This is a genomic window from Bacillus sp. MT94, from assembly GCF_058792475.1.
Genome location: NZ_JBXAEZ010000008.1, coordinates 153,581 through 176,964, shown reverse-complemented (window position 1 = coordinate 176,964; position 23,384 = coordinate 153,581). Strand labels below are relative to the sequence as shown.

Here is a 23,384-nt window from a genome sequence, read left to right as displayed (position 1 = left end):
AAGAAAGAGTAAAGCGTTTTGTTATGATACATATGAAATATTGTCTTATGTGGAGGAAAGAGTATGTTAAAAAAGGTGAGTCAAATTGTTTTAATTTTTGGCATAGCTTTTAGTTTAAGTGCTTGCACTGAGACTAAAGATAGTAATGAAAGTAAACAAGAAGATGTTCAAGATAAAGTGTATAAAATAGGGGAGACAGTAGACGTAGATGGTTTGCAAGTAACTATCGATTCAGTTGAATTAGGATATCCGGATTATGATGAGGATAAAAAGAAAGAAGAGATTTTGGGGGTTATTTTCAAAGTGGAAAATAATAGTAAAAAGGAAATACCTTTTGCATTTTATGAATTTGAGATTACCGATAAGAAAGGTACAAGATTTAAAGAATATAATAACCCTGATAGCTTTATTAGTAAAAAGTTAGCACCAGATGAAAAAATTCAAGATATCATGCTATTTGACGTAGCGAAAGAAAATACGTATATCGCTACATATAGACCGGAGTTTACGCATGAAAATAGAACGATAAAATTTGAATTGAAACCAAATAAATAAAGAAACACATTGGATTATCCAATGTGTTTCTTTATGGTAATAAATTTAAAACGCCCAGTTACCTTTACGGAAGATAGGCTCATGTCTGCCATCAGCAGTAATACCGTCAATATCAAGCTCAGCTGATCCAATCATGAAGTCGTTGTGTGTGATACTAGCGTTTGCGCCGTTTTCAGCAAGTTCTTCTTTAGACATTGTTTTTCCGCCAACTAAGTTAAATGCATAAGCATTTCCGATTGCAAGGTGGCAAGATGCATTTTCGTCAAATAGTGTATTGTAGAATAAAACATTTGTGTTTGAAATTGGTGAGTCATGAGGTACTAAAGCTACTTCTCCTAAGAAGTGAGAACCTTCATCTGTTTCTACTAAATGTTTTAAAGCTTCTTCACCAGCTTCAGCTTTATAGTCTACGATACGCCCGTTTTCAAATGTTAACGTGAAATTATCGATAATATTACCTGCAAATACTAACGGTTTTGTACTAGAAACTTGGCCGTTTACACCTGTTTTAAGTGGCATTGTAAATACTTCTTCAGTTGGAATATTAGCCATAAATGGTACGTTCTTTTCATTTAAGCTACCAGCACCAGCCCATACATGTTTTTCTGGAAGTTCGATTGTTAAATCTGTTCCAGGACCTGTATAGTGAAGAGCTTTATAATGCTTTTCGTTTAAGTAATCCACTTTTGTATGTAATGTTTCATCATGTTCTTTCCATGCTTCTACAGGATTTTCTAAATCAGCACGAGTAGCTTTGAAAATAGCATCCCATAACTTTGCTTCTTGTTCTTCTGGCGCTACGTCAGGGAATACTTTCGCAGCCCATTCTTTCGTAGGAACAGAAATGACACACCAACTTACTTTATCTGCTTGTACGTAATCACGGTATACTTTCATTGCTTCTCCAGCTACTTTATGAGCTGTTGCAATACGCGATGCTTCTACACCTTTTAATAAATCAGGGTTTTCTGCATAGATAGACATAAATGCAGCGCCTTCTTTTGCTAATTCTTCACGAGCATGTGCTTTCCAAGATGGAAATTCAGCGAAAGCTTCTTCAGGAGCTAGATCGAACTTTAAGCGTGTTAACGTCTCATCATTCCAATCTACATATACGTGTTTTGCACCAGATTTATATGCTTTTTCTGTAACGAGGCGTACAAATTGTACAGCTTCAAGAGGTGCACTAATTGATAAAGTTTGTCCAGGTTGAATATTAACACCAACATTAACTGCAAGAGCAGCATATTTCTCTAACGTTTGTTCAAATGACATATGTATAATCTCCTTTAATTTGAAAGATTTCTTACTATATATAATACAAGAAAATTCTAAAAATATATATAAATATAAAGTAAAAAGAGAGCTCAAAATGTATTGAGCCCTTATATTTACTTAATTGAAGAAGCAAACTGCTCTACAGTCGTTGTATGGTGTATACGAACGCGCTTCATCTTTAACAATTCATCAGGTTCACCCTTCGTAATGAATTGCCCAGGCTTTGTCGTCGTCGCAAATTGATAATACTTCTTCGTTTCTGTAACAACCTTATCATCTACATGACCGAATGGATAAGCAATCGCGATAACAGGCTTACCTGTTATTTTTTCTAGTTTTTCTTTTGAACCTTTTAACTCTTCCTCATAGTTTGTAATTTTCGGTAAGTCTGCATGTGTTGCAGTATGAGATTGCACCGAGAAAATGCCGGAATCAACCATTTCTTTTATTTCAGAAGTAGACAATGCTCCTTCTACATCAACGTTATCAACAATCATATATTCTGTTGCTGCCGGTTTAAAAGTATCATCTTTTAGCTTTTGTAAAACGCGAAATGCATTCATATTATTTTTCATACCGTCATCAAATGTAACGAAAATCGGCTTATTTACTTTATTTATATCGCCCCAGCGTTCAAACGTTAACAGCGTATAACCATTGTCCTTTAAATGTTTCATTTGTGCTTCAAAGTTAGCTGGTGATACGAATAAGTCTTTAATACCTTGACCATGATAATCATCAATTGCGTGATACATAAGAACAGGAACCTTTTGTTCGAAAGTAATAGTAGATTTCGTAAGCGGGATTGTTTTCCCATCTTCTTTCATTCCTGTTGCTTCAATTTGGAACTCACCGCGTTTTCCTTCAAATTCCTTTATATCAAAAGGAAGTGTGAATTGCTTCTCTTTTTCTTTAGAAGAAAAAGATTTAGCACTTTCCTTGCCATCAGCTGTGCGCCAAATTTTATATTGTACTTCATTTAAAGAATCTTTTATGTCTGTAATATGAATACTTGTGTTTGTAGATTCGTGTGTAACTGCATTATATGAGATTTTACCTTGTTTTTGCACAGTCTCTTCTTGTTTCTTAATCCCTTGAGCCGTTTTCTCTTTTTTAGGTTCTAGACTTACATTGTTAGTATTACAGCCTGCTAGAATGGCAGACGTACATAAAGCAATTGCTGCGTATTTTCTCATGAAAATCACCTTCTATTGTGTAGTATGTTGCATATTGACATTAAAATCCCCACCGCTATAAGAGTGGTGGGGATATACCCTTGTTCATCATATCATTTGAAGAAAATGAGGGGAATATGATTTTTAGGAGGCTATTAAGGTAATAGATTAGTGACTTTGAATAGATGTATTTTTTTGTTTCTTATTAGAATTAATAATGATATAACCGACTACAAAGATAAGAGGAATAATGAAGACATAGATAGGCATTCCCCATACATAATAGCTTTTCAGCGTTAAGACTAGTAAATGTAAGAAATCGAAAATTGCGTGGGCTTTCATAATATCCTCCGATGTTTTTTTGAAAATTATAACATTTTAAACTTGTTATTTGTATAATTTGGAAAGTAATTTAAGCTAATTTTAAAGTAAGAAGAAGACTTATTGATATGCAATTTTGCATACAGATATGGATTTTATTAAAATATAAAGATTTTATACTATAATAAAACCCGCTATAAAACTAAGTAAGAATAATGTATGGAGTGGAGAATAGAAATGAAATATAAAAAAATAATATATATCTTTTTCATATCACTATTTATAGTTGGTTGCCAAAGTGAAGTGAGTAAAGCGAATAGTGTGGAAGAGTATATTCCATCGCATCTTATGAATGCGGAAGTGACGGCGGATATCATGACACTAGAGATGGATCGTGATACACGTAAAAAAGTAGAGGTTATTACTAAAAAGATGAGTGATCATGTGAAGAATGATAAAGAGTGGTACGTAAACTACATATCAGGGCATATAGATAAACAGGTGAAGCCGTATCATCCTAACTTTGGTATTACAGAAGAAGAATATAACTTTTTTAGAAACGCCGTTGAGAATAGTAGTTTATCTAATACAAGTGATGGAAAACTTCAATTTAAGCAAAAAAGTAACCATGAAATTGAAATTGTTTCAAGTAGAAACCTAGAACTATTCCAGCATCTAGTAATTGATACAGAGAAGAATATAATAAAAACTTCTTTTGGAGAATGTCAGTATGTTGGAGAAATAAAGCCATCTTCAGAAAAAAGAATATTAGGTCGAGTAAATGGCAAACAATGGATGTTACAAAAAGAAAATTTAATCTATTTATTCTCTTTAGGAAAGCTTGAAGGAGAAGATAAATCTGTTATGGTTATTTCAGTAAAAGGCATACACGAAGGAAAACTTATTAGTAACGAGGAAGTAGTCGAATTCCGTTCGGTTTCATAAAGAATCAAAAAAATCACCTTACTTGTTAAAGTAAGGTGGTTTTTTATTAAATAAACAATCCAGCGATTGTCGCAGATAAAATAGAAGCAAGTGTTGATGCAAATAGCATTTTCCAACCAAATTTAGAAACGACGCTTCCTTGTTTTTCAGAAAGGGCACGGATTGTACCAACGATTGCACCAATTTGGCTAATACTTGCGAAGCTAATTAAGAATACTGTAACGATTCCAACTGTACGTGGAGCTAATGTTGTAGCTGTGTCTTTTAAATCAAGGATTGCTACAAACTCATTTAAAACAATCTTCGTACCCATAATACCACCAGCTGGGATAATATCTTGAGTTGGAATACCCATTAAGAATGCGAATGGAGAAAGTACGTAACCGAAGATTTGTTGTAAAGTAACAGCATGTCCCATTGCGCCTGAAGCTGCACTAATTACGTAGTTTACAACTTCCATCACACCGATAAAGGCGATCATTAATGCGGCAACGATACCAGCGACTTTTAAACCATCAAGTGCACCGTTAATCATTGCGCCGATAAAGCTGTCTCCGAATAGAGTTCTATCAAATTTCTGAATCACTTCATCTTCTTTTTTCGTATCAACTGGTGTTAATAACGAACAAACGATTAAGCTTGAGAATAAATTTAGCGGAAGAGCTGCTAGTACGTATTTTGCATCTAACATCATTACGTATGATGCTGTAACAGAAGCAGAAACGGAGCTCATCGCAGAACAACAAATGATAAACATACGATTTTTATTGAAATGCTGTAAATCGTTTTTAATAACGATTAACGCTTCACTTGAACCGAAGAATACAGAGTTTACTGCGTGGAATGATTCAACGCGTGGTAAACCAGTAATTTTTGAAATAGCACCGCCGACAACGCGAACGATGAATGGTAAAACACCTAAATAACTAAAGATTGAAAGTAGTGCTGAGAAAAATACGATAATTAATAATACGTTTAAGAAAAAGACAAAATCTCTGTGAATTCCATTAAAGAGAAAATCGACACCTGTCGTACCAAGTTTAATTAGTTTGTTGAAAACTTTACTAATGAAAATAATGATTTGTTGACCAACCTTTGTAGCAAACATAAACCAACCGATTAAAATTTGGAAACCAATCATAATTGCAATTGCACGGAAGTTGATTTTACTTTTGTTGTTTGACAAAGCAAAACATAAACCTAACACGGCAAGAATACCGATAATGCTCATTACATATTGCATGTAGTTGCCCCTTTCAGAAGTTCGTATAAAGTTTGTACATAAAACGCTCGTTATATTACTAAAAATAAAAGAACGAGGTTTTATGTCATACGTAAGATGTCTGACCTTTTAGAAAAATAAAAATAAAAAAAGACCCATATGGATTCACTTTCATCTATGAGAGAAAGCTAATCAATATGAGTCCTTTTTTGCGCATAGGCTAATATTCATTAGTTTTCCCCATAGTCCAGCAATTTAAGGTTGCCGGGTAGAAACTCTCGATCCATATTATCAAGTATATATGAGGTAACATCGTCCGTATTAAATTAGTAGTAGCGTAACATTAACAGAGAACTATCGTCAATAGCTTTTTTTCTTCCAATAGAAAAAGACCATATAAGTATGATAAAATGTAACGCAGTGTTATGAAAAAGAGAGGTCGGAAAATGAGTACTAAAATGACGCCACCAGTTGAGAAAAACGAGTTTATAGATGTAGTATTTGAAGATTTAACACATGATGGTGCCGGTGTTGCGAAAGTAAAGGGCTATCCTATTTTCGTTAAAAACGGATTACCAGGTGAAGAAGCGCAAATTAAAATTATTAAAGTGAAGAAAAACTTCGCATTTGGTCGTTTAATGAAGCTTCATACAGAAAGTCCATATCGTAAAGATGCAGAATGCCCAGTATATAACCAGTGCGGCGGTTGTCAGCTTCAGCATTTAACTTATGAAGGACAGTTACAAGCGAAAGAAAAACAAGTACGTGACGTTATGCAGCGTATCGGAGGACTAGGTGATGTTCCTGTTCATCCTGTACTTGGCATGAAGAACCCGTGGGTATATCGCAATAAAGCACAAGTACCAATCGGAGAACGTGAAGGCGGACTTGTAGCTGGTTTCTATCGCCAAGGAACGCATGACATCATTAATATGGAATCATGCTTAATTCAGGCAGAAGAAAACGATACATTAATTCAAGAAGTAAAACGTATTTGTGAAAAGCACGGTATCAATGCGTACAACGAAGAGCGTAACAAAGGAACACTTCGTCACGTAATGGCTCGTTACGGACAAGTAACAGGGGAAATTATGCTTGTCTTCATTACGCGTACAGCAGAATTGCCGAACAAAAAAGCAATCATTGAAGAAATTGCAGCGAAATTCCCAGAAGTAAAATCGATTGTTCAAAACGTAAATACGAAGCGTACGAATGTAATTTTCGGAGACAAAACTACAGTACTATACGGATCAGAATATATTTATGACTTTATCGGTGACATTAAATTTGCGATTTCAGCACGTTCATTCTATCAAGTAAACCCAGAACAAACGAAAGTGCTATACGATAAAACGTTAGAATACGCAAAATTAAATGGTAACGAAACAGTAATCGATGCCTATTGCGGAATCGGATCAATCTCGTTATTCCTAGCGCAAAAAGCGAAAAAAGTGTACGGCGTTGAAATCGTCCCAGAAGCAATCGAAGACGCAAACCGAAACGCAGCACTAAACAACATGACAAACGCTGAATTTGGCGTAGGAGAAGCAGAAGTAGTCATTCCAAAATGGTACAAAGAAGGCGTAATCGCCGACACAATGGTCGTAGACCCACCGCGTAAAGGCTGTGACGAAGCATTACTAAACACAATCATCGACATGAAGCCAAACCGCGTCGTATACGTATCGTGTAACCCAGCAACATTAGCACGTGACTTAAAAGTACTAGAAGAAGGTGGATATAAAACACAGGAAGTACAACCTGTTGATATGTTCCCGCATACGACGCATGTGGAGTGTGTGGCTTGGCTTAAGTTAGTATAATAGGAAAGCAGTTGATATAGAAAAAATCTATACCACCTGCTTTTTGGTTTACAAAAATACCATTCATAAGCGATTTTAGTTAAAATAAATATTGCTGATTTTCACAAATTATAAATTGAGATTTTGAAATTGTATTCATAGTGAGAGGATTTGAATTTGAAATGATAGATAATTTTTGGCGTGAATTACCACGACCATTTTTCGTACTTGCACCAATGGAAGATGTGACAGACGTTGTTTTCCGTCACGTAGTAAGTGAAGCAGGTCGTCCGGACGTATTCTTCACAGAGTTTACAAACTCGGATAGCTATTGCCATCCAGAAGGTATGAAAAGTGTACGTGGCCGTTTGATTTTTACAGAAGATGAACAACCGATGGTAGCACATATTTGGGGAGATAATCCTGAATACTTCCGTCAAATGAGTATCGGTATGGCAGAACTAGGATTTAAAGGCATCGATATTAATATGGGTTGCCCAGTACCGAATGTAGCATCAAGAGGAAAAGGCAGTGGTCTTATTCTACGTCCAGACGTTGCAGCAGAACTTATCCAAGCAGCAAAAGCGGGCGGACTACCTGTCAGCGTAAAAACAAGACTTGGCTTTAAAGAGTTAAGCGAGTGGGAAGATTGGTTAACGCACATTTTCAAACAAGATATTGCAAACCTTTCTATTCATTTACGCACAAGAGAGGAAATGAGCCAAGTAGATGCGCATTGGGAACTAATTCCGGAAATAAAAAAATTACGTGACCGCATTGCACCAAATACGTTAATAACAATCAATGGAGACATCCTTGATCGTAAAATGGGGCTGGAACTTGCTGAAAAATACGGCATTGATGGCGTAATGATCGGGCGAGGCATCTTCAAAAATCCATTTGCGTTTGAAAAAGAGCCAAGAGAGCATAGCAGTAAAGAACATCTAGATCTTTTAAGACTACAGCTGGATTTACAAGATCAATACGCAGAAGTACTGCCACGCTCAATCACAGGGCTTCACCGCTTCTTCAAAATTTATGTAAAAGGCTTCCCTGGAGCTGCTGAATTGAGAAATCAATTGATGAGTACGAAATCTACTGATGAGGTGCGTGCTTTGTTGGATAGGTTTGAGGATAGTGTTGGTGTGGCTCAGGATAGTGAGACGGTTTAACGCTCTGAAGATAGAGGAAAATGGACTGTATTAATTTGTGGGTAGTTATTTTATTTAGTTTTGAGTTTTTTTGTGAATGTAACTTTTTTTGTTGATACAGTCTGCTTGCTGAAAAAAGAAGTCTTTGAGAATATAATGAACTAACGAATACTCGTAAGGAGAAAAATGACAAGAGCTGGAGTAGAGTACATTAGGCTCTATCGAGGTATGAAATGTAATCTGAATAATAGACAGAAATAAAAAATCTCTTTATTTGAGCATGGCCATCAAGTTAAGAAAATGTATGATTTTTATCTAAATAGGACCTCCTTACATGCAGAGTGCATGTAAGGAGGTCCTATTTTATGTTTAAATTAATTAATTTAACAGAGGAAAAAATAAATCTGAATTTCCGATTATAAAAATATTGTTTTTCGACTTCTTTCGACATAATTTATAAAGTTAATTATTTAGTATTGGTATGAAGATCTTTTGAATAATAGTTATTTTTAAATATTCGATAATAATTTTAGAGTACTGTGGAATTTTCTTCTGATTTGAAGATTTTTTCTTATAGGAGCTACCAGAATTTTTTTATTTTAATTGGAGGGAAATTATGAAGAAAGTATTAATAGCTTTACTTACAGCAGGATTAATTACATCGGGTTGTCAAAAATCAACAGAATCAGTACCAACAAAAGAAGTAAGCCAAAATGTTAAGCAAGATGAGAAGAAAATTATGACGAATGAGAGCAATGATATTTCGACTTCAAATTTAAGTGGAATAGCAATGTACCTAAAAAAAACTTATCGACTTGAAGATTTAGAGAGAACGCTTTCATCCCCAAGAACAAAAGAGGAAACTAGATGGTTATATGTAGATAATTATGCTAAATATACATTTGAAAGTGATGGGAAAATTATTAATCATATTAAGATTGAATTATTAGAGCCAAAAGATTTGAAGTATAAGGATGCCTTCAAATTATTAGGTCTTGATATTATGTTAGGTACTAAAATTGAATCAGAAGGCACTGAGGCGGAAGGGTATGCAAAATATGATGTTCGAGGAAATGATGCGGAAAGTGTGCAGATTGAGAAGTTTTCAGGAACTGGGGGCGGTAGCATATCTGTAAGTGTGGATGGGGCTTTCAAAAATAAAGAAGGTACTGTTTGGTTGGATTGTGACCGGGATGGTAATGTGAAATTTATTGAAATGAATTATAAGGGTAAGGCGGTAGGAAATGAAACAAGTGTTGCTAACGAGAAATTAGAACCCTTTGATGCAGAGGCAGGATCGGAAGTAGGAAAGAATATTGCAAATATAAAAGTTTATGATACGAAGGATTTACTTATTGAACAAACCGGATTAGCCCCATTTTTATTTCAAGCAACGCTGTATGATAATCCAAATATGTATTATACAGCTGATTTTCCGATAAAAGTTCGAGTTGATAATAAGTCTACGGTAGAAGAAGCTGTGAAAATCGGAAATGAAATTAACAATTTAGTGGTAAGTGCTGTAAATAAAAAGTTTCCACATAAAAATTTTAGAGTCAAAACGTACATTTATCATACAGAATTGGATTCATCAGGTAATTTTAATGCTACTACATCAAAAAAATTGAAAATAATAGAAAATTAATATGTGAAACTTTGGGGATTTGATTTTAATAATAGGGCAGGGAGAAATAAAATAATGAATTGTACAGCATGTAATAAGAAATTATTGAAAACAAATAAGTACTGTACTAGTTGTGGTACAGAGAGAATAAATTTGGATGAATCAGAAGAACTATTTGATAATGGAGAATTCCATAACGATATTACGCCCCAAAATAGAAATGATAAAAACATAAAATTAATAAGAATTGCAAAAAAATCTCCTTGGTACGTGTGGATAATTGGGATTGTGTTTATAGTTATATTAGTTAACGTTCTAATTCAAAATAATAGTCCACAAGAAACAGTAAAAGGCTTTTTTAAAGCTCTTGAATCAAGAGATTTAAACAAAGCAGGTGAGTATATACATCCGAGTCTCCCTTGGGATGTAGAAGCTGGAAAACGTATTGGAATTCCAAAAAATGCGTCAATAGATATATTGAATATAGAAGAAAGAAAAGTTGGAGATAGAGCAAAATTAAAAGTTACGATAGATATCTCTCCAAAACCTTTATACGGCCCTAATCCTGACAATATTACTATTGATTTGAAGAAAGTTGACGGAAAGTGGCTAATTTATGATATGCAATAGTCTCCTATATGGATAAAATTCATCGAAACCCATAAACTCTAGTTTGTATAGAAGAAATATAACAATGTAAGAGACGAGCAGTGTATTTGAGGAATCAATGCACTGCTTTTATAGTTAACAAATATAAAATAGAATGTAGATCTAATGAACTAAGAAAAAATGAACCGAAAAGTTACCGTAACCCTTCTATAGAATCAAATTATTGCTTGGATTGTAGTATAGCCTCTATAATCATAAATTTGGTTAAGACTACAAAACCTCCCCCTAAAATGTTAAAGTAGTAACTTAACGACATTAATTTACACATGCTAAAAGCATTACTATAATCAACATTTCAGGAGGAAACCCAATGGCAATGAGCAACAACGATATATTAAAAAGAGTACGATACGCTTTAGACATAAGAGATATAGATATGGTAGAAATCTTTAAACTTGGCGGGATGGAAGTAACGAAAGAAGACGTAGTTGATATGCTTACAAAAATAAAGAAAACTCCGCAACATGAAGCTGAAAATGATGAGGTAGCTGAAGATGAGTACGTAAAAACATGCGATATGATGATGTTAGAGGCATTTTTAAATGGATTTATTACTTTAAAAAGAGGAAAGCAAGATCCGAAACCAGGGCAGCCTGCACCTGTACAGAGCAAGGAGAGTGCCAATAACCTTCTTCTAAAGAAAATGAAAATCGCACTATCTTTAACGAGTGAGGATGTACTTGATATATTAGATAGCGTAGGCGTTACGGTAACAAAAGGAGAGTTAGGCGCTCTATTAAGAAAAAAAGGTCATAAAAATTACAAAGAGTGCGGCGATAGATACGCAAGGAATTTCATTAAGGGATTAGGTGTAAAGTATAGAGGATAATGAGTTCGTTAAAGCAGTAAATGATATAATAGGTAGAGTAGGATGTTCGTATCCTACTCTTTTTTATTTGTAAAAATACTATGCTAGGTGATGAAATGGTACATACATATTTAGGTGAGACAATTAATTTTCATATAACTTATAAGAAGAAAAAGTCCGTGCGTCTTTTTGTAGATTCGTATGGAAATGTGGAAGTGCAGGCTCCGAAAGGGACACCTGTTGAATACTTAGTCCAGTTGCTAGAGGAAAAGTGGGATTGGATTCAGACAACACGTAAGGAAATGGCGGAGCGAGCGCGTGGACCACAGGAAAAGGATTACGATCAAGGAGAAGGCTTTTTGTATTTAGGGAATACGTATCCGATACAGATTTCCCAAGATGTAAGCATTGAGCAAGACAATGCGATTTTTGAAGGGGATAAGTTACATATTTATGTAAAAGAGCTAAAGGATGAGAAAATACAGCAAGCTTTAAAACGATTTTATTATAAGCAGTGTAAAACTTTAGTAGAGAAGAGCATTAAAGTGCATCAAAGTAACTTTAAGACAAAACCACGTTCTATTCGTATTACAGATAGTAGTCGTACTTGGGGTACTTGCGATTCGAATTTACAACTAACGTTCAATTGGAAGCTAGCGATGGCACCACAGCGAGTAATTGATTATGTAGTTGTTCATGAAATGTGTCATATGGTTCATTTAAATCATGATCGATCTTTTTGGCGTCTTGTCGGGAAGATAATGCCTGATTTTAAAGAAATGGAGAATTGGTTAGCGTTATCTAGTTGGAAGATGACGGTTTAGGAAGGGATATCGATTTTTGTCTGTAAATCGATATTTCTTGTCGAATCGTTGATATATTGTGAGTTTTGATAGATATATTTTAAAAATCGTTGATATATTGTAAGTTATGATAGATATATTCGAAAAATCGTTGATATAATTTCATTTACTACAGGATTGTTCAACAAATCGAAAAGAGAAGAGGTCACAGCAGACATCTCCTCTTTTCGAGTATATAGATTATCGCCCAAACTTCACAATGAAAGTATCTGCTGTTTTCTCCATCTCATACCCACGATACCCCTCCGAAAGTAAAGCCTGCTGTCCACTAGTATCACTCATTAGAATACTTTGAACATCTATCCAATCTTTTTCTTTATCTTCGCGCAATTCCTTCACAAAAACATACCGCGGACTACCACCATACTTCTCTTTCAGCGCAGCAATCTCCATCCCTTGCGCAAATTTATCCTTCAAACTTGGAATGTTAAAAGGAGCAACGGTGCAGCATACGTAATCATATTTGCTGTCTTCTTTTTGTAATTCTTCCATAATGACTTTCGCTAATATTTTTTGCATCCCATTTCCTCGGCAGTTCGGATGAACGTTTGAGATTTCTTGATAGATGACGCGGTGCAGTTCACTTTCTGATAGACCAATATCAAGCCCTAAATGTTCATCGTCGATAGGAGGGACGAGTAGAGCGCGAAATGCGATGAGTTTGTTTTCGATAAAAGCACCGATCATCATGCCGTTTCCTTCTAGAATGTATTGAAATTCTTCTTGTGAGAGTGGTTGTAAACGACTTTTATCTTCTAGTGCTTCAACTACGATGTTTTGTAGTGATAAAATTTGTTCGATGTGCTCTAGTGATAGTAATGTAACGTGAAATGATTCGTTATTTTGTTTTAATGTTCCTTCGTATAGAACCGTCATATGATAGTCCTCCTTTAGCGTACAACGTCTTGAAAGACGGTTAGTTCTTGTAGTGTATCTTCATTTATTTCAATGCCCAGTCCGGGCTTTTCGTTTAAGCGAATGAATGGTATATCGTAATGTAAGTTTCCGATGTCTTTCGTGAATTTTAATGGTCCCGTTAGCTCTACGCTCGTAATGATTTTCTTTGAGAAAGCGACATGGAATCCTGCGGAAGAGGCAACAGATGATTCGACCATTGATCCCACTTGGCATTCAATGCCGGCCATTTCAGCTTGATGAGCGAGCTTTACAGCTGGATATATGCCACCGCATTTCATTAGTTTTATATTCACTTTATCAGCAGCTTCTAATTTAATAATTTGGCGCATTTCACGAGAACTTTTTAGTCCTTCATCAATCATAAGCGGGAGGTCTGTCTTAGAACGGATATGAGCCATGGCATCAATATCGTCCGCGATAACAGGTTGTTCAATCCAGTCAATGTTTAAATGTCCTAATGAACGCAGTGCTGTTAATGTGTTTGCGCTATTTTTCCAGCCTTGGTTTACATCAACGCGAATAGCGATGTCATTTCCTACACGTTCTCGTACAGCTTCAATACGTTTCACATCTTCTTTTACATTCGTACCAACTTTCATTTTGAAAGATTGGTAACCTTTTTGAATCATAGAAGCAGCTTCTTCAGCCATATCTTCAGGATCGGCAATACTTAAAACGTGAGTGACATGGAATTCTTCATGATAGCGCCCGCCAATTAATTGATATACAGGTTGATTTAGTTTTTTGCCCATTATATCAAAACAGGCAATATCAATTGCGGCTTTCGCTGTTGGAACACCGTAAATTGTATTGTCCATCATGTCGTGTATTTTTTCGATATTCATTGGATTTTTCCCAATTAGAGCAGGGGCTAGCGTATGTTTTAAAGTATGGAAAGTACTTTCCCACGATTCACCTGTGACGTGATCATCAGCAACGCCTTCACCGTAACCGATAATACCTTCATCTGTTTCCATTTTGACGATAATAGAGGGCATATCAGAATAAGAGCCATAACTAATAACAAACGGATTGCGAAGCGGTAAACGAATTGCGTAAAGATGAATAGCTGTAATTTTCATTGAATAGAAACCCCTTCCTGTTTACAATAGTTTTATACATTTGATATAGTTGACGTTAAATAGTCGTTAATTAATGATAAGGAGTTAGAGAAAATTATGATAAAAATTGCAGTTGTCGGTTCAAAGGAATTTATGGACAACCTTTTTCCTATTGCTCAAAAATTAGAAGGAATAGAAATTGATCCATATATTTACCTTCATCCAGCGGAATCTTCTGAACTATTAAAGTGTCTAAAGCCTTGTGATGTCATCTTTTTCTCAGGTGCTTTACCTTATTATATGGCAAAAGAAATAAGAGAACAATTACGAATTCCAAGTACATACTTACAGCAAGACGAGACAACTGTCGCATCTTCAATTCTTTCTATCATGTATCATCAAAGTATTCAACCACATAACATTTCCATCGATTTAGTAGACCGCTCGTTTATTACAAATGTGTTCCATGATATCGGTATAAAAGAAAGTCCACAAGTGTTGGATTATGAAAATATGCTGTGGAGTAAAGATGAGATAAATAGAGTTATCGATTTTCATGTAGCTAAATATCAATGTGGAGAAGCTCATTTAGCTTTAACTAGTATTCACGCTGTTTACGACGAGCTTCAAAAAATAGGTGTTCCTTCAGAGCGCATGATTGATCCAACACAATCCATTATACATGGGCTAAAAGATGCAAAAATAAAAGCTGAGTTAGCAAAAAGCTATTCAGCTACTGTTGGTGCTTGTATTATTTCTTCCTTAGAATTACGAGCGAGTTTGCTTGAAAAACTAGATGTGATTTCAAAAGAACTACGTGGTTCATTTAAACAAGTGGATGAACTGACATGCATTTTGTATACAACTCGTGGTGATATCGAATCAATTATTAAAACAAATGCGATAGATAACTTGTTTGCGAGCGTAGAAGGAACGATAGCTATTGGATTTGGTTATGGGAAAACCGTGAAAGAAGCGGAGCAAAATGCAAAAATTGCTCAAAGTTTTGCAAAGAACAATCCAATAGATCGTTGTTTTTATATACTAACAAGTGATAAAGATTTGTTTGGTCCGTTCCCGAAAGAACAGAGAGTACAAAGTTTGAAAAATGATAATCCGGAACTAATGAAAATAGCGAAGGAAACAAAACTTAGTCCGGCCAACTTGTCAAAAATCATTCAATTTAGTCAATCGCACCCGTCATTGAAGTTTACAGCAGCTGACCTTTCTGAGTACTTACAAGTGACTCGAAGATCGACAGAAAGGTTGTTAAAGAAATTAGTTGATTACGGGTATGCTCATATTTGTGGGGAGGAAATGCCCTATCAACAAGGGCGACCTCGCGCACTATATGAACTGAATTTACCGCTATTTTTAAGCTTCTAGTTGAGCTTTTTGTTTCTTTAGTAGTTCTGCTTTTTCAATGTCTGATAGTTTGACAATTGTGAAGCCTGTTATACCATAAATGATTGAGATAATAGGTACGATGAAATTCAAAATAGCATAAGGAGCATATTCAAATGCACCTACGCCAAGTGTTGCGAGAATAAATACACCGCACGTATTCCAAGGAACGAAGACAGAAGTTAATGTTCCACCATCTTCTAATGCTCTGGATAAGTTTTTTGAATGTAGTCCTTTTTCCGTGTATGCATTTGCGTACATTCTTGAAGGGACAACAATTGAAATATATTGTTCAGAGCAAGTAAGGTTTGTTGCAAAACAAGATGCGATAGTAGAAGCGATAAGCCCTTTTGCTGATTTCGCTAACTTTAAAATTTGATTTACAATTGAGCGAAGAATACCTGTATGTTCTAATACTCCTCCGAAAGTCATAGCGACAATTGTCATAGAGACTGTATTCATCATCGAATCTAAGCCACCGCGGTTAAATAGTTCGTCTACTAGCTTGTTTCCAGTGTCTATAACAAATCCAGCTTGGAGTGCACCGACAGATGCTGAGACAGAACCACCTTGAATAAAGACTTGTGATAAGAATCCTAAAATAATACCGACGAGAATCGCTGGTATAGCAGGGACTTTTTTAGCGACCAATACCATAACGACTACGGGTATAATGAGTAGGAAAGGCGAGATAACAAAGTTTTGTTGCAATACTTGTAACGTTTGATCGATGCTTTTCGCATCAATATTGTTAGCGCCGAAGCTTCTTCCTAAGACTGCGTAGACGATAAGAGTAATAATTAAACCTGGAACTGTAGTAAATAACATATGACGAATGTGTGCGAATAAATCTGTATTTGTTAATCCTGCGGCTAAGTTAGTTGTATCTGAAAGCGGTGACATTTTATCGCCAAAATAAGAGCCTGAAATAATGGCACCAGCAACCATTGGAGCTGGGATTCCCATACTTAGGCCAATTCCCATTCCAGCAACGCCAATTGTTCCCATTGTAGACCAAGAGCTACCAATTGCTAATGCAACGATAGAACAAATGACGGTAATGGAAACTAAAAATAGTGATGGAGTTAAAAGTTTTAAACCGTAATAAATCATCGTTGCGACGATTCCACCGCCAATCCAAGCACCAATTGTTAAGCCAACAAGAATAATAATGACGATAGCAGGTAATGCAAGACGAATCCCTTTATACATTGCTTCTTCAAGATCATTCCATTTGTAACCGTAACGCCAAGCGACAATAGAAGCAACGGTTGTACCGATAATAAGTGGAACGTGAGGGGTTTGTTTTAATACAACAATTGTAATCATCATAACTGCAACGGTAATGATAATAGGGATAATCGCTATTCCAAAAGGTATTTCTTTTTTCATAAAGTTCCTCCTTGTTACGTATGTTTGTTTGTATTTTTAGAATTGTCGTAAAATAGACGTTTATTAGGTTATGATAACTAAAAGTTTATGTAAGCGTCAACATAAAAAACAGAAAATAAGGAATGTTCTAGTTGTTTGTTTAGTTTGTAATATAGGTGAGTAGTAAGCTTTTTAAGTATTTAAAAATAAACAATTGACTTTTTTCTTAAAATTCAATATGTTCATAAAAACATCTGTTTTTCATAAGTATAATTAACCCGAATCGTTTGTAATGTGGGAAGGAGACTGGAACGTTGAAAACATTAGAACTACAAGAGCGCTTAACGGAGATTTTTCAGCATTTACACGAAAACCCTGAAGTAAGTTGGAAAGAATATGAAACGACAGCGTATATTACTGACTTTTTAAAAGAAGAAGGAATTTCATATAGAACATTTGATGATTGTCCAGGTGTAATTGCTGAGATTGGAGGCGGGAATCCAGTTATTGCGATTCGTGCTGATATGGATGCACTTTGGCAAGAAGTAGATGGAGAATTTAAAGCGAACCATTCATGTGGTCATGATGCTCATATGACTATTGTAATGGGACTTATTTTACAATTGAAAAATATGAGATGGAAAAGTGGTACGGTTAGATTTATTTTTCAGCCGGCAGAAGAGAAGGGGAATGGTGCTTTGAAGATGGTGGAGAAAGGTGCTGTAGATGATGCTGATTTCTTATTTGGTGTCCATCTAAGACCGATTGAAGAACTAACTTTGAAACAAGCAGCCTCATCTATTCGCCATGGAGCAGCAGGATTTTTAGAGGGTATGATTCATGGGGAGGATGCACACGGGGCAAGACCACACCAAGGTGTGAATGCAATTGATGTCATTTCCATGATTAATATCGGTTTGAAAAATATTTGGCTGTCACCGCAAAGTTCTTATTCAGTAAAAATGACGAGATGCCAAGCTGGTGGTGATAATTTAAATATTATTCCGGGAAATGGTCATTTCAGTTTAGATGTAAGAGCAGAGAGTAATATACTATTAGAAGAATTAAAGAAAAAGATTGAGCATGTAATAGAATCAGCTGCATCGATGGGATCAAAAACTTCATACGAATGGATGGATCTTGCACCGGGAGCGGAGGTTTCTGAAGAAGCAGAGCGCTTTATGCGTAAAGGTATTCTCGAAGCGTATGGGGAAGAGAGATGTACGGGACCTCTCTATACGACGGGAAGTGATGATTTCCATTACTATACAGTGAAAAGACCACATTTAAAAGCTGTCATGCTTGGACTAGGAGCAGATCTACAACCTGGATTACACCATCCGTATATGAGGTTCGATCATAGTTGTATTATGGATGGGGTAGAAATATTGAAACAAACTGTATTGAAAGTGTTAGAAGACAGGGGCTAGAGAGCTCCTGTTTTTTTGTCGTGAATTGTCAGCAAATCGATATATTTTGAGTTATGATAGATATATTGAGAAAATCGTTGATATATTTGAAGTTACGATAGATATATTAAGAAAATCGTTAATATAATTTCACATACCTATTAATTTGATGAAAAATGAGCCTCCAGTACATGGTGTATAATAATAAGTACCATTTTTTAATAGGAGAAAACGAATGAACGAACAATATTACGATGCAGTTTTACATATAAAAACAGTCGGTGAGCAAAAAGGGTTTAACAAGTCTATGCATTATCACCGCTATGAACCGACGCCGTATAGCGGGTTAGATGAGTTATTGAATCAATATGAGATACGAAGTAGCGACCGAATTGTAGACTTTGGGTGCGGAAAAGGGCGATTAAACTTTTATATGCATCATAAATGTGGTGCTTCAGCAGTTGGAATTGAAATGAATGAAGAGTTTTATAAAGAAGCAATGGATAATCGAGATCGTTATGCACGAAAGGCACGAAACAGTAAGGGGAAAATTCAATTCCAATGTTGTTTAGCGCAGGAATATGAGATTGATCCACATGATAATAGGTTTTATTTCTTTAATCCATTTTCTGTACAAGTGTTTATGAATGTAGTAAATAACATTTTGCTTTCAGTAGAAGAAACGGGGAGAGAAGTAGATATTATTTTATATTATCCTTCTGAGGACTATATTTTCTTCTTAGAAAATCAGACTGCGTTTGAGCTGAAGAAAGAAGTTAGATTGCCAGGTGCTTATGAGAAGAATGGGAATGAGAGGTTTTTAGTTTATACATTAGGGTAATAAAAAACAGGTGCCAAGGCACCTGTTTTTTTATTAGTTACGGATTAAGTAATCAAATGCACCTAAAGCTGCGTTTGCACCTGAACCCATAGAGATGATGATTTGTTTGTACGGATTATTTGTACAGTCACCTGCAGCAAACACTCCTGGTACGTTTGTAGCGCCGTGCTTGTCTGTTACGATTTCACCGCGAGCGCGTTCAACTGTTTCGCCTAACCAGTCTGTGTTTGGAACAAGACCGATTTGTACGAATACACCTTGTAATTCAACGTGATGAACTTCTTCAGTTTCACGATCGATGTAAGAAATACCGTTTACTTTGTCAGTACCAGTGATTTCTTTCGTTTGAACGTTTTTCAGAACAGTTACGTTTGGTAAGCTGTTAAGACGCTCTTGTAATACAGCATCAGCTTTTAATTCTGGCATGAATTCAAGAACAGTTACGTGCTTAACGATACCTGCTAAGTCGATAGCCGCTTCAATACCAGAGTTACCTCCGCCGATAACTGCTACGTCTTTTCCAGTGAATAATGGACCGTCACAGTGTGGGCAGTATGCTACACCTTTATTTTTGAACTCAGCTTCACCTGGTACGCCAACATTACGCCAGCGAGCACCTGTAGAAACGATTACGCTCTTACTTTTCAGAATGGCGCCGTTTTCAAGTTCCACTTCAATAAGTTCTTTTTTCTCTAAACGTTTCGCACGTTGTAGATTCATTACATCGATGTCGTATTCTTTTACGTGCTCTTCAAGGCTTGCTACTAGCTTAGGACCTTCAGTCTTTTTCACGCTGATGAAGTTCTCAATGCCCATAGTATCCATTACTTGACCACCGAAGCGCTCAGCAACGATACCAGTGCGGATGCCTTTACGTGCTGCGTAAATTGCTGCACTTGCACCAGCAGGGCCGCCACCAACAACAAGAACATCGTATGGATCTTTATCAGAAAGCTCTGATGCATCTGGACCGTTACCCATTTTAGCTAAAATTTCTTCAAGTGTCATACGACCGCTTCCGAAAGATTCGCCGTTTAGGTAAACAGTTGGTACTGCCATGATGTCTTTGCTTTCTACTTCCTCTTTGAATGCAGCGCCGTCAATCATAGTATGTGTAATACTAGAGTTAAGAACGCTCATTACGTTAAGAGCTTGTACAACATCAGGACAGTTATGACAACTTAGGCTGATATAAGATTCAAAATGATATTCGCCTTGAATGTTTTTAATTTGATCGATTAATTTTTGTTCAATTTTTGGAGCGCGTCCACTTACTTGTAGTAAAGCTAACACTAATGATGTAAATTCGTGTCCTAATGGAATACCAGCGAATACGACACCAGTGTCTTCACCAGGGCGGTTTACGCTAAAACTTGGTGTTCTCTCTAATTCAACTTTTTCTACTGTAATCTTAGATGACATAGTAGCTAATTCGTCTACTAGAGCTAACATATCTTTAGATACGTTATCGTCTCCTGCGCTTACTTTAAGTAAAATATCGTTCTCCATTAACTGAAGGTATTGGGATAGTTGTGTTTTTATATCTGCATCTAGTATCATTTTGATCGAACTCCTTAGATTTTGCCTACAAGGTCAAGGCTTGGTTTAAGTGTTGCAGAACCCTCTTGCCATTTAGCTGGGCAAACTTCACCTGGGTTGTTACGTACGTATTGAGCAGCTTTAATTTTGTTAACAAGAATGCTTGCGTCACGGCCGATACCGTCAGCATTGATTTCCATAGATTGGATAACGCCGTCTGGATCGATGATGAATGTACCACGAGCAGCAAGACCTTCTTCTTCCATTAAAACGTTGAAGTTTGTAGTGATTGTGCGAGTTGGGTCACCAATCATGATGTACTCGATTTTGCCGATAGTTTCTGAGCTATCATGCCATGCTTTGTGAGTGAAGTGAGTGTCTGTAGATACAGAGTATACTTCAACGCCTAAGTCTTTTAGAGTTGCATATTGGTTTTGTAAGTCTTCAAGTTCAGTTGGGCAAACGAATGTGAAGTCAGCTGGGTAGAAACAAACTACACTCCATTTTCCTTTTAAACTTTCGTCAGTAACTTGGATAAATTCTCCATTATGGTAAGCATTAGCTTTAAACGGTTTTACTTCTGTGCCGATTAATAACATGTTAAAATTCCTCCTAAATGTTGGTTTGAGCATCAAAAAATAGTGTGCTCATAAAATATATTTTTTAATTAACTATAATAATTCTAATTCGATATTAATTATCATATAGAAGTGGTTATTTTGTCAAGAGAATAAACCAACTTTATACCAATTTAATTAATATTTATTCTCAATTAAGACTAACAGGGAACGGAAAGGTAATTTTAAGTCTATAAACTTTAGATGAGTGGTTGAAAGTTTATTGTGTATGTTAGAGAGTGTGTATAAGTTTAATTTCTTAGGAAGGAAATATTTCTTAGAAGTTGTGGTTTTGAAAAGGAACTGCTTACTTCTATTTTACAAAGAATTTTGTGATAAATAAAATAAAATGAATCGGAAATTTTTTGAACAATTTTTGTCATCTCAAATATATAATTAGGAAGTATATTACGATGATAGTTAGAAACATTGACTCAAAGTGCTAACAAGATATAATAAAACCTAGATATACCTTTCAAAAAGAAGAATACATATTTATAGGATGAAAAAATTCAACCTATTATTTTTTATAGCTTTTAGAAAACGCTTACAATTAGTGTGGAGGGGAAACCATGTCTAAGTTCACGAAGTATTTTTTAATGGAAGCTAAAGATGTGATTGCATATGTGAAAGAGAAATTATCTAAGTTTGAAAATGCAAAGGGGTTACAGTGTAAAGAAATAGGTGATGGCAATTTAAATTATGTGTTCCGCGTTTGGGATGAAAAAGAGAACATGTCTGTCATCGTAAAGCAAGCTGGGGATACAGCTCGCATTTCAGATGAGTTTAAGTTGTCGACGAATCGTATTCGTATAGAATCAGATGTTTTGCAGTTAGAGGATGAGTTAGCACCTGGACTTGTTCCTAAGGTGTATTTATTTGATAGTGTGATGAATTGTTGCGTAATGGAAGATTTATCGGATCACACAATATTACGTACAGCACTTATAAATCATCAAATATTTCCGAGGTTTGCGGATGATCTAACTACTTTTATGGTAAATACACTTTTGTTAACATCGGATGTTGTAATGAATCATAAAGAGAAGAAGGAACTTGTGAAGAATTATATAAATCCTGAATTATGTGAGATTACAGAGGACCTCGTATATTCAGAACCATTTACCAATCATAATAAGCGTAATGAGTTATTTCCGTTAAATGAGGGATGGATTAGGGAACATATTTATAGTGATAAAGAGCTTCGTATGGAAGTAGCGAAACGTAAATTTTCTTTTATGACGAATGCACAGGCATTACTTCATGGTGATTTACATACTGGCTCTGTTTTTGTAAGAGATGATTCTACAAAGGTTATTGATCCTGAGTTTGCTTTTTATGGACCTATGGGATATGACGTTGGGAATGTAATGGCGAATTTAATGTTTGCTTGGGTGAATGCAGATGCAACGATGTCACCTGGAGCTGAGAAAGATACGTATATGGATTGGTTACAAACTACGATGGTAGAGGTAATTGATTTATTTAAGCAGAAGTTTTTAGGTGCTTGGGATATTCATGTGACCGAGATTATGGCGAAGGAAGAAGGCTTTAGCGAAGTCTATTTGCAATCTGTATTAGAGGATACAGCTGCAGTGACAGGTCTGGAATTAATTCGCCGTATTGTTGGATTAGCGAAAGTAAAAGATATTACTTGTATTGGGAATGAGGAAGCACGTGCTAGAGCGGAGCGAATTTGTCTTCAAGTAGCGAAGAGTTTTATTTTACGAGCGAATCAATATAGAACGGGCACAAGTTTTGTAGAAACGTTAAAAGAACAGTCAACGCACTACGCGAAGTAAGGGGAGAAT

21 protein-coding genes and 1 riboswitch are annotated in these 23,384 nt (G+C 35.8%); of the genes, 12 read left to right on the top strand and 9 right to left on the bottom strand.

Annotation, left to right across the window (positions count from 1 at the left end; genetic code table 11):
* Nucleotides 1–63 precede the first annotated feature (63 nt).
* Complete coding sequence (locus AC1Q51_RS24360) at nt 64–555, top strand: DUF4352 domain-containing protein (protein WP_000915102.1); 492 nt, start codon at nt 64–66, stop codon at nt 553–555.
* A 45-nt stretch (nt 556–600) separates the two neighbouring features.
* On the opposite strand, the gene AC1Q51_RS24355 is transcribed toward AC1Q51_RS24360, so the two are convergent.
* From AC1Q51_RS24355 to AC1Q51_RS24345, 3 genes are all read right to left on the bottom strand, one after another.
* Complete coding sequence (locus AC1Q51_RS24355; protein WP_000007349.1) at nt 601–1,830, bottom strand: aminopeptidase; 1,230 nt, start codon at nt 1,828–1,830, stop codon at nt 601–603.
* Nucleotides 1,831–1,946: 116 nt separating this feature from the next.
* Nucleotides 1,947–3,029, bottom strand: coding sequence for a polysaccharide deacetylase family protein (locus AC1Q51_RS24350; protein WP_078401478.1), 1,083 nt, complete (start codon nt 3,027–3,029; stop codon nt 1,947–1,949).
* A gap of 147 nt (nt 3,030–3,176) precedes the next feature.
* Nucleotides 3,177–3,350, bottom strand: coding sequence for a hypothetical protein (locus AC1Q51_RS24345; RefSeq protein ID WP_000643592.1), 174 nt, complete (start codon nt 3,348–3,350; stop codon nt 3,177–3,179).
* Between the two features lie 216 nt (nt 3,351–3,566).
* Between AC1Q51_RS24345 and AC1Q51_RS24340 the strand changes: the two genes are divergently transcribed.
* On the top strand, nt 3,567–4,274 hold the full coding sequence (locus AC1Q51_RS24340) for a hypothetical protein (RefSeq protein ID WP_079245002.1): 708 nt from the start codon (nt 3,567–3,569) through the stop codon (nt 4,272–4,274).
* A gap of 46 nt (nt 4,275–4,320) precedes the next feature.
* Here AC1Q51_RS24340 and AC1Q51_RS24335 read toward each other — a convergent pair whose 3' ends face one another.
* Complete coding sequence (locus AC1Q51_RS24335; protein WP_001200494.1) at nt 4,321–5,517, bottom strand: NupC/NupG family nucleoside CNT transporter; 1,197 nt, start codon at nt 5,515–5,517, stop codon at nt 4,321–4,323.
* Between the two features lie 202 nt (nt 5,518–5,719).
* A riboswitch (purine riboswitch) is annotated at nt 5,720–5,821 on the bottom strand.
* A gap of 121 nt (nt 5,822–5,942) precedes the next feature.
* Between AC1Q51_RS24335 and rlmD the strand changes: the two genes are divergently transcribed.
* The 6 genes from rlmD to AC1Q51_RS24305 all read left to right on the top strand — a co-directional run bounded on the left by rlmD (nt 5,943) and on the right by AC1Q51_RS24305 (nt 12,374).
* Nucleotides 5,943–7,319 (top strand): 23S rRNA (uracil(1939)-C(5))-methyltransferase RlmD, encoded by a 1,377-nt coding sequence (gene rlmD / locus AC1Q51_RS24330; RefSeq protein ID WP_078401480.1) that lies wholly within the window; start codon nt 5,943–5,945, stop codon nt 7,317–7,319.
* 161 nt (nt 7,320–7,480) lie between these two features.
* Nucleotides 7,481–8,470 (top strand): tRNA dihydrouridine synthase, encoded by a 990-nt coding sequence (locus AC1Q51_RS24325; protein WP_016083712.1) that lies wholly within the window; start codon nt 7,481–7,483, stop codon nt 8,468–8,470.
* Nucleotides 8,471–9,065: 595 nt separating this feature from the next.
* Nucleotides 9,066–10,094, top strand: a complete 1,029-nt coding sequence (locus AC1Q51_RS24320) for a hypothetical protein (protein ID WP_000756602.1) — start codon at nt 9,066–9,068, stop codon at nt 10,092–10,094.
* Between the two features lie 54 nt (nt 10,095–10,148).
* A complete protein-coding gene (locus tag AC1Q51_RS24315) occupies nt 10,149–10,703 on the top strand; it encodes a zinc ribbon domain-containing protein (protein WP_000995851.1) in 555 nt (184 codons plus the stop codon).
* A gap of 349 nt (nt 10,704–11,052) precedes the next feature.
* Nucleotides 11,053–11,571 carry a YehS family protein gene (locus AC1Q51_RS24310; RefSeq protein ID WP_326318623.1) on the top strand — a complete coding sequence of 173 codons (519 nt, stop codon included), beginning with the start codon at nt 11,053–11,055 and terminating at the stop codon, nt 11,569–11,571.
* A gap of 95 nt (nt 11,572–11,666) precedes the next feature.
* Nucleotides 11,667–12,374 (top strand): M48 family metallopeptidase, encoded by a 708-nt coding sequence (locus AC1Q51_RS24305; RefSeq protein WP_000233763.1) that lies wholly within the window; start codon nt 11,667–11,669, stop codon nt 12,372–12,374.
* A gap of 219 nt (nt 12,375–12,593) precedes the next feature.
* On the opposite strand, the gene AC1Q51_RS24300 is transcribed toward AC1Q51_RS24305, so the two are convergent.
* A complete protein-coding gene (locus tag AC1Q51_RS24300; protein ID WP_086387767.1) occupies nt 12,594–13,289 on the bottom strand; it encodes an N-acetyltransferase in 696 nt (231 codons plus the stop codon).
* Between the two features lie 14 nt (nt 13,290–13,303).
* Nucleotides 13,304–14,413 (bottom strand): mandelate racemase/muconate lactonizing enzyme family protein, encoded by a 1,110-nt coding sequence (locus AC1Q51_RS24295; RefSeq protein WP_016513317.1) that lies wholly within the window; start codon nt 14,411–14,413, stop codon nt 13,304–13,306.
* A gap of 93 nt (nt 14,414–14,506) precedes the next feature.
* On the opposite strand from AC1Q51_RS24295, the gene AC1Q51_RS24290 reads away from it, so the two are divergent.
* Nucleotides 14,507–15,778 carry a hypothetical protein gene (locus AC1Q51_RS24290; protein ID WP_043353419.1) on the top strand — a complete coding sequence of 424 codons (1,272 nt, stop codon included), beginning with the start codon at nt 14,507–14,509 and terminating at the stop codon, nt 15,776–15,778.
* Here AC1Q51_RS24290 and nhaC read toward each other — a convergent pair.
* Nucleotides 15,767–17,188, bottom strand: coding sequence for a Na+/H+ antiporter NhaC (gene nhaC, locus AC1Q51_RS24285; RefSeq protein WP_000711502.1), 1,422 nt, complete (start codon nt 17,186–17,188; stop codon nt 15,767–15,769). The genes AC1Q51_RS24290 and nhaC overlap by 12 nt on opposite strands.
* Before the next feature lie 293 nt (nt 17,189–17,481).
* Between nhaC and AC1Q51_RS24280 the strand changes: the two genes are divergently transcribed.
* Together AC1Q51_RS24280 and AC1Q51_RS24275 are read left to right on the top strand one after the other, a co-directional pair.
* Nucleotides 17,482–18,597: a M20 peptidase aminoacylase family protein gene (locus AC1Q51_RS24280; protein WP_000853506.1), complete on the top strand. Its 1,116-nt coding sequence runs from the start codon at nt 17,482–17,484 to the stop codon at nt 18,595–18,597.
* A gap of 214 nt (nt 18,598–18,811) precedes the next feature.
* Entirely contained in the window at nt 18,812–19,417 is a 606-nt protein-coding gene (locus AC1Q51_RS24275) for an SAM-dependent methyltransferase (protein ID WP_001005626.1), read from the top strand.
* Nucleotides 19,418–19,450: 33 nt separating this feature from the next.
* On the opposite strand, the gene ahpF is transcribed toward AC1Q51_RS24275, so the two are convergent.
* On the bottom strand, nt 19,451–20,977 hold the full coding sequence (ahpF, locus tag AC1Q51_RS24270; RefSeq protein ID WP_000599499.1) for an alkyl hydroperoxide reductase subunit F: 1,527 nt from the start codon (nt 20,975–20,977) through the stop codon (nt 19,451–19,453).
* Between the two features lie 14 nt (nt 20,978–20,991).
* A complete protein-coding gene (ahpC, locus tag AC1Q51_RS24265; protein ID WP_000924420.1) occupies nt 20,992–21,555 on the bottom strand; it encodes an alkyl hydroperoxide reductase subunit C in 564 nt (187 codons plus the stop codon).
* Nucleotides 21,556–22,145: 590 nt separating this feature from the next.
* Here ahpC and mtnK point away from each other — a divergent pair.
* Nucleotides 22,146–23,375, top strand: a complete 1,230-nt coding sequence (gene mtnK / locus AC1Q51_RS24260; RefSeq protein ID WP_000033229.1) for an S-methyl-5-thioribose kinase — start codon at nt 22,146–22,148, stop codon at nt 23,373–23,375.
* The last annotated feature ends 9 nt before the right edge of the window (nt 23,376–23,384 follow it).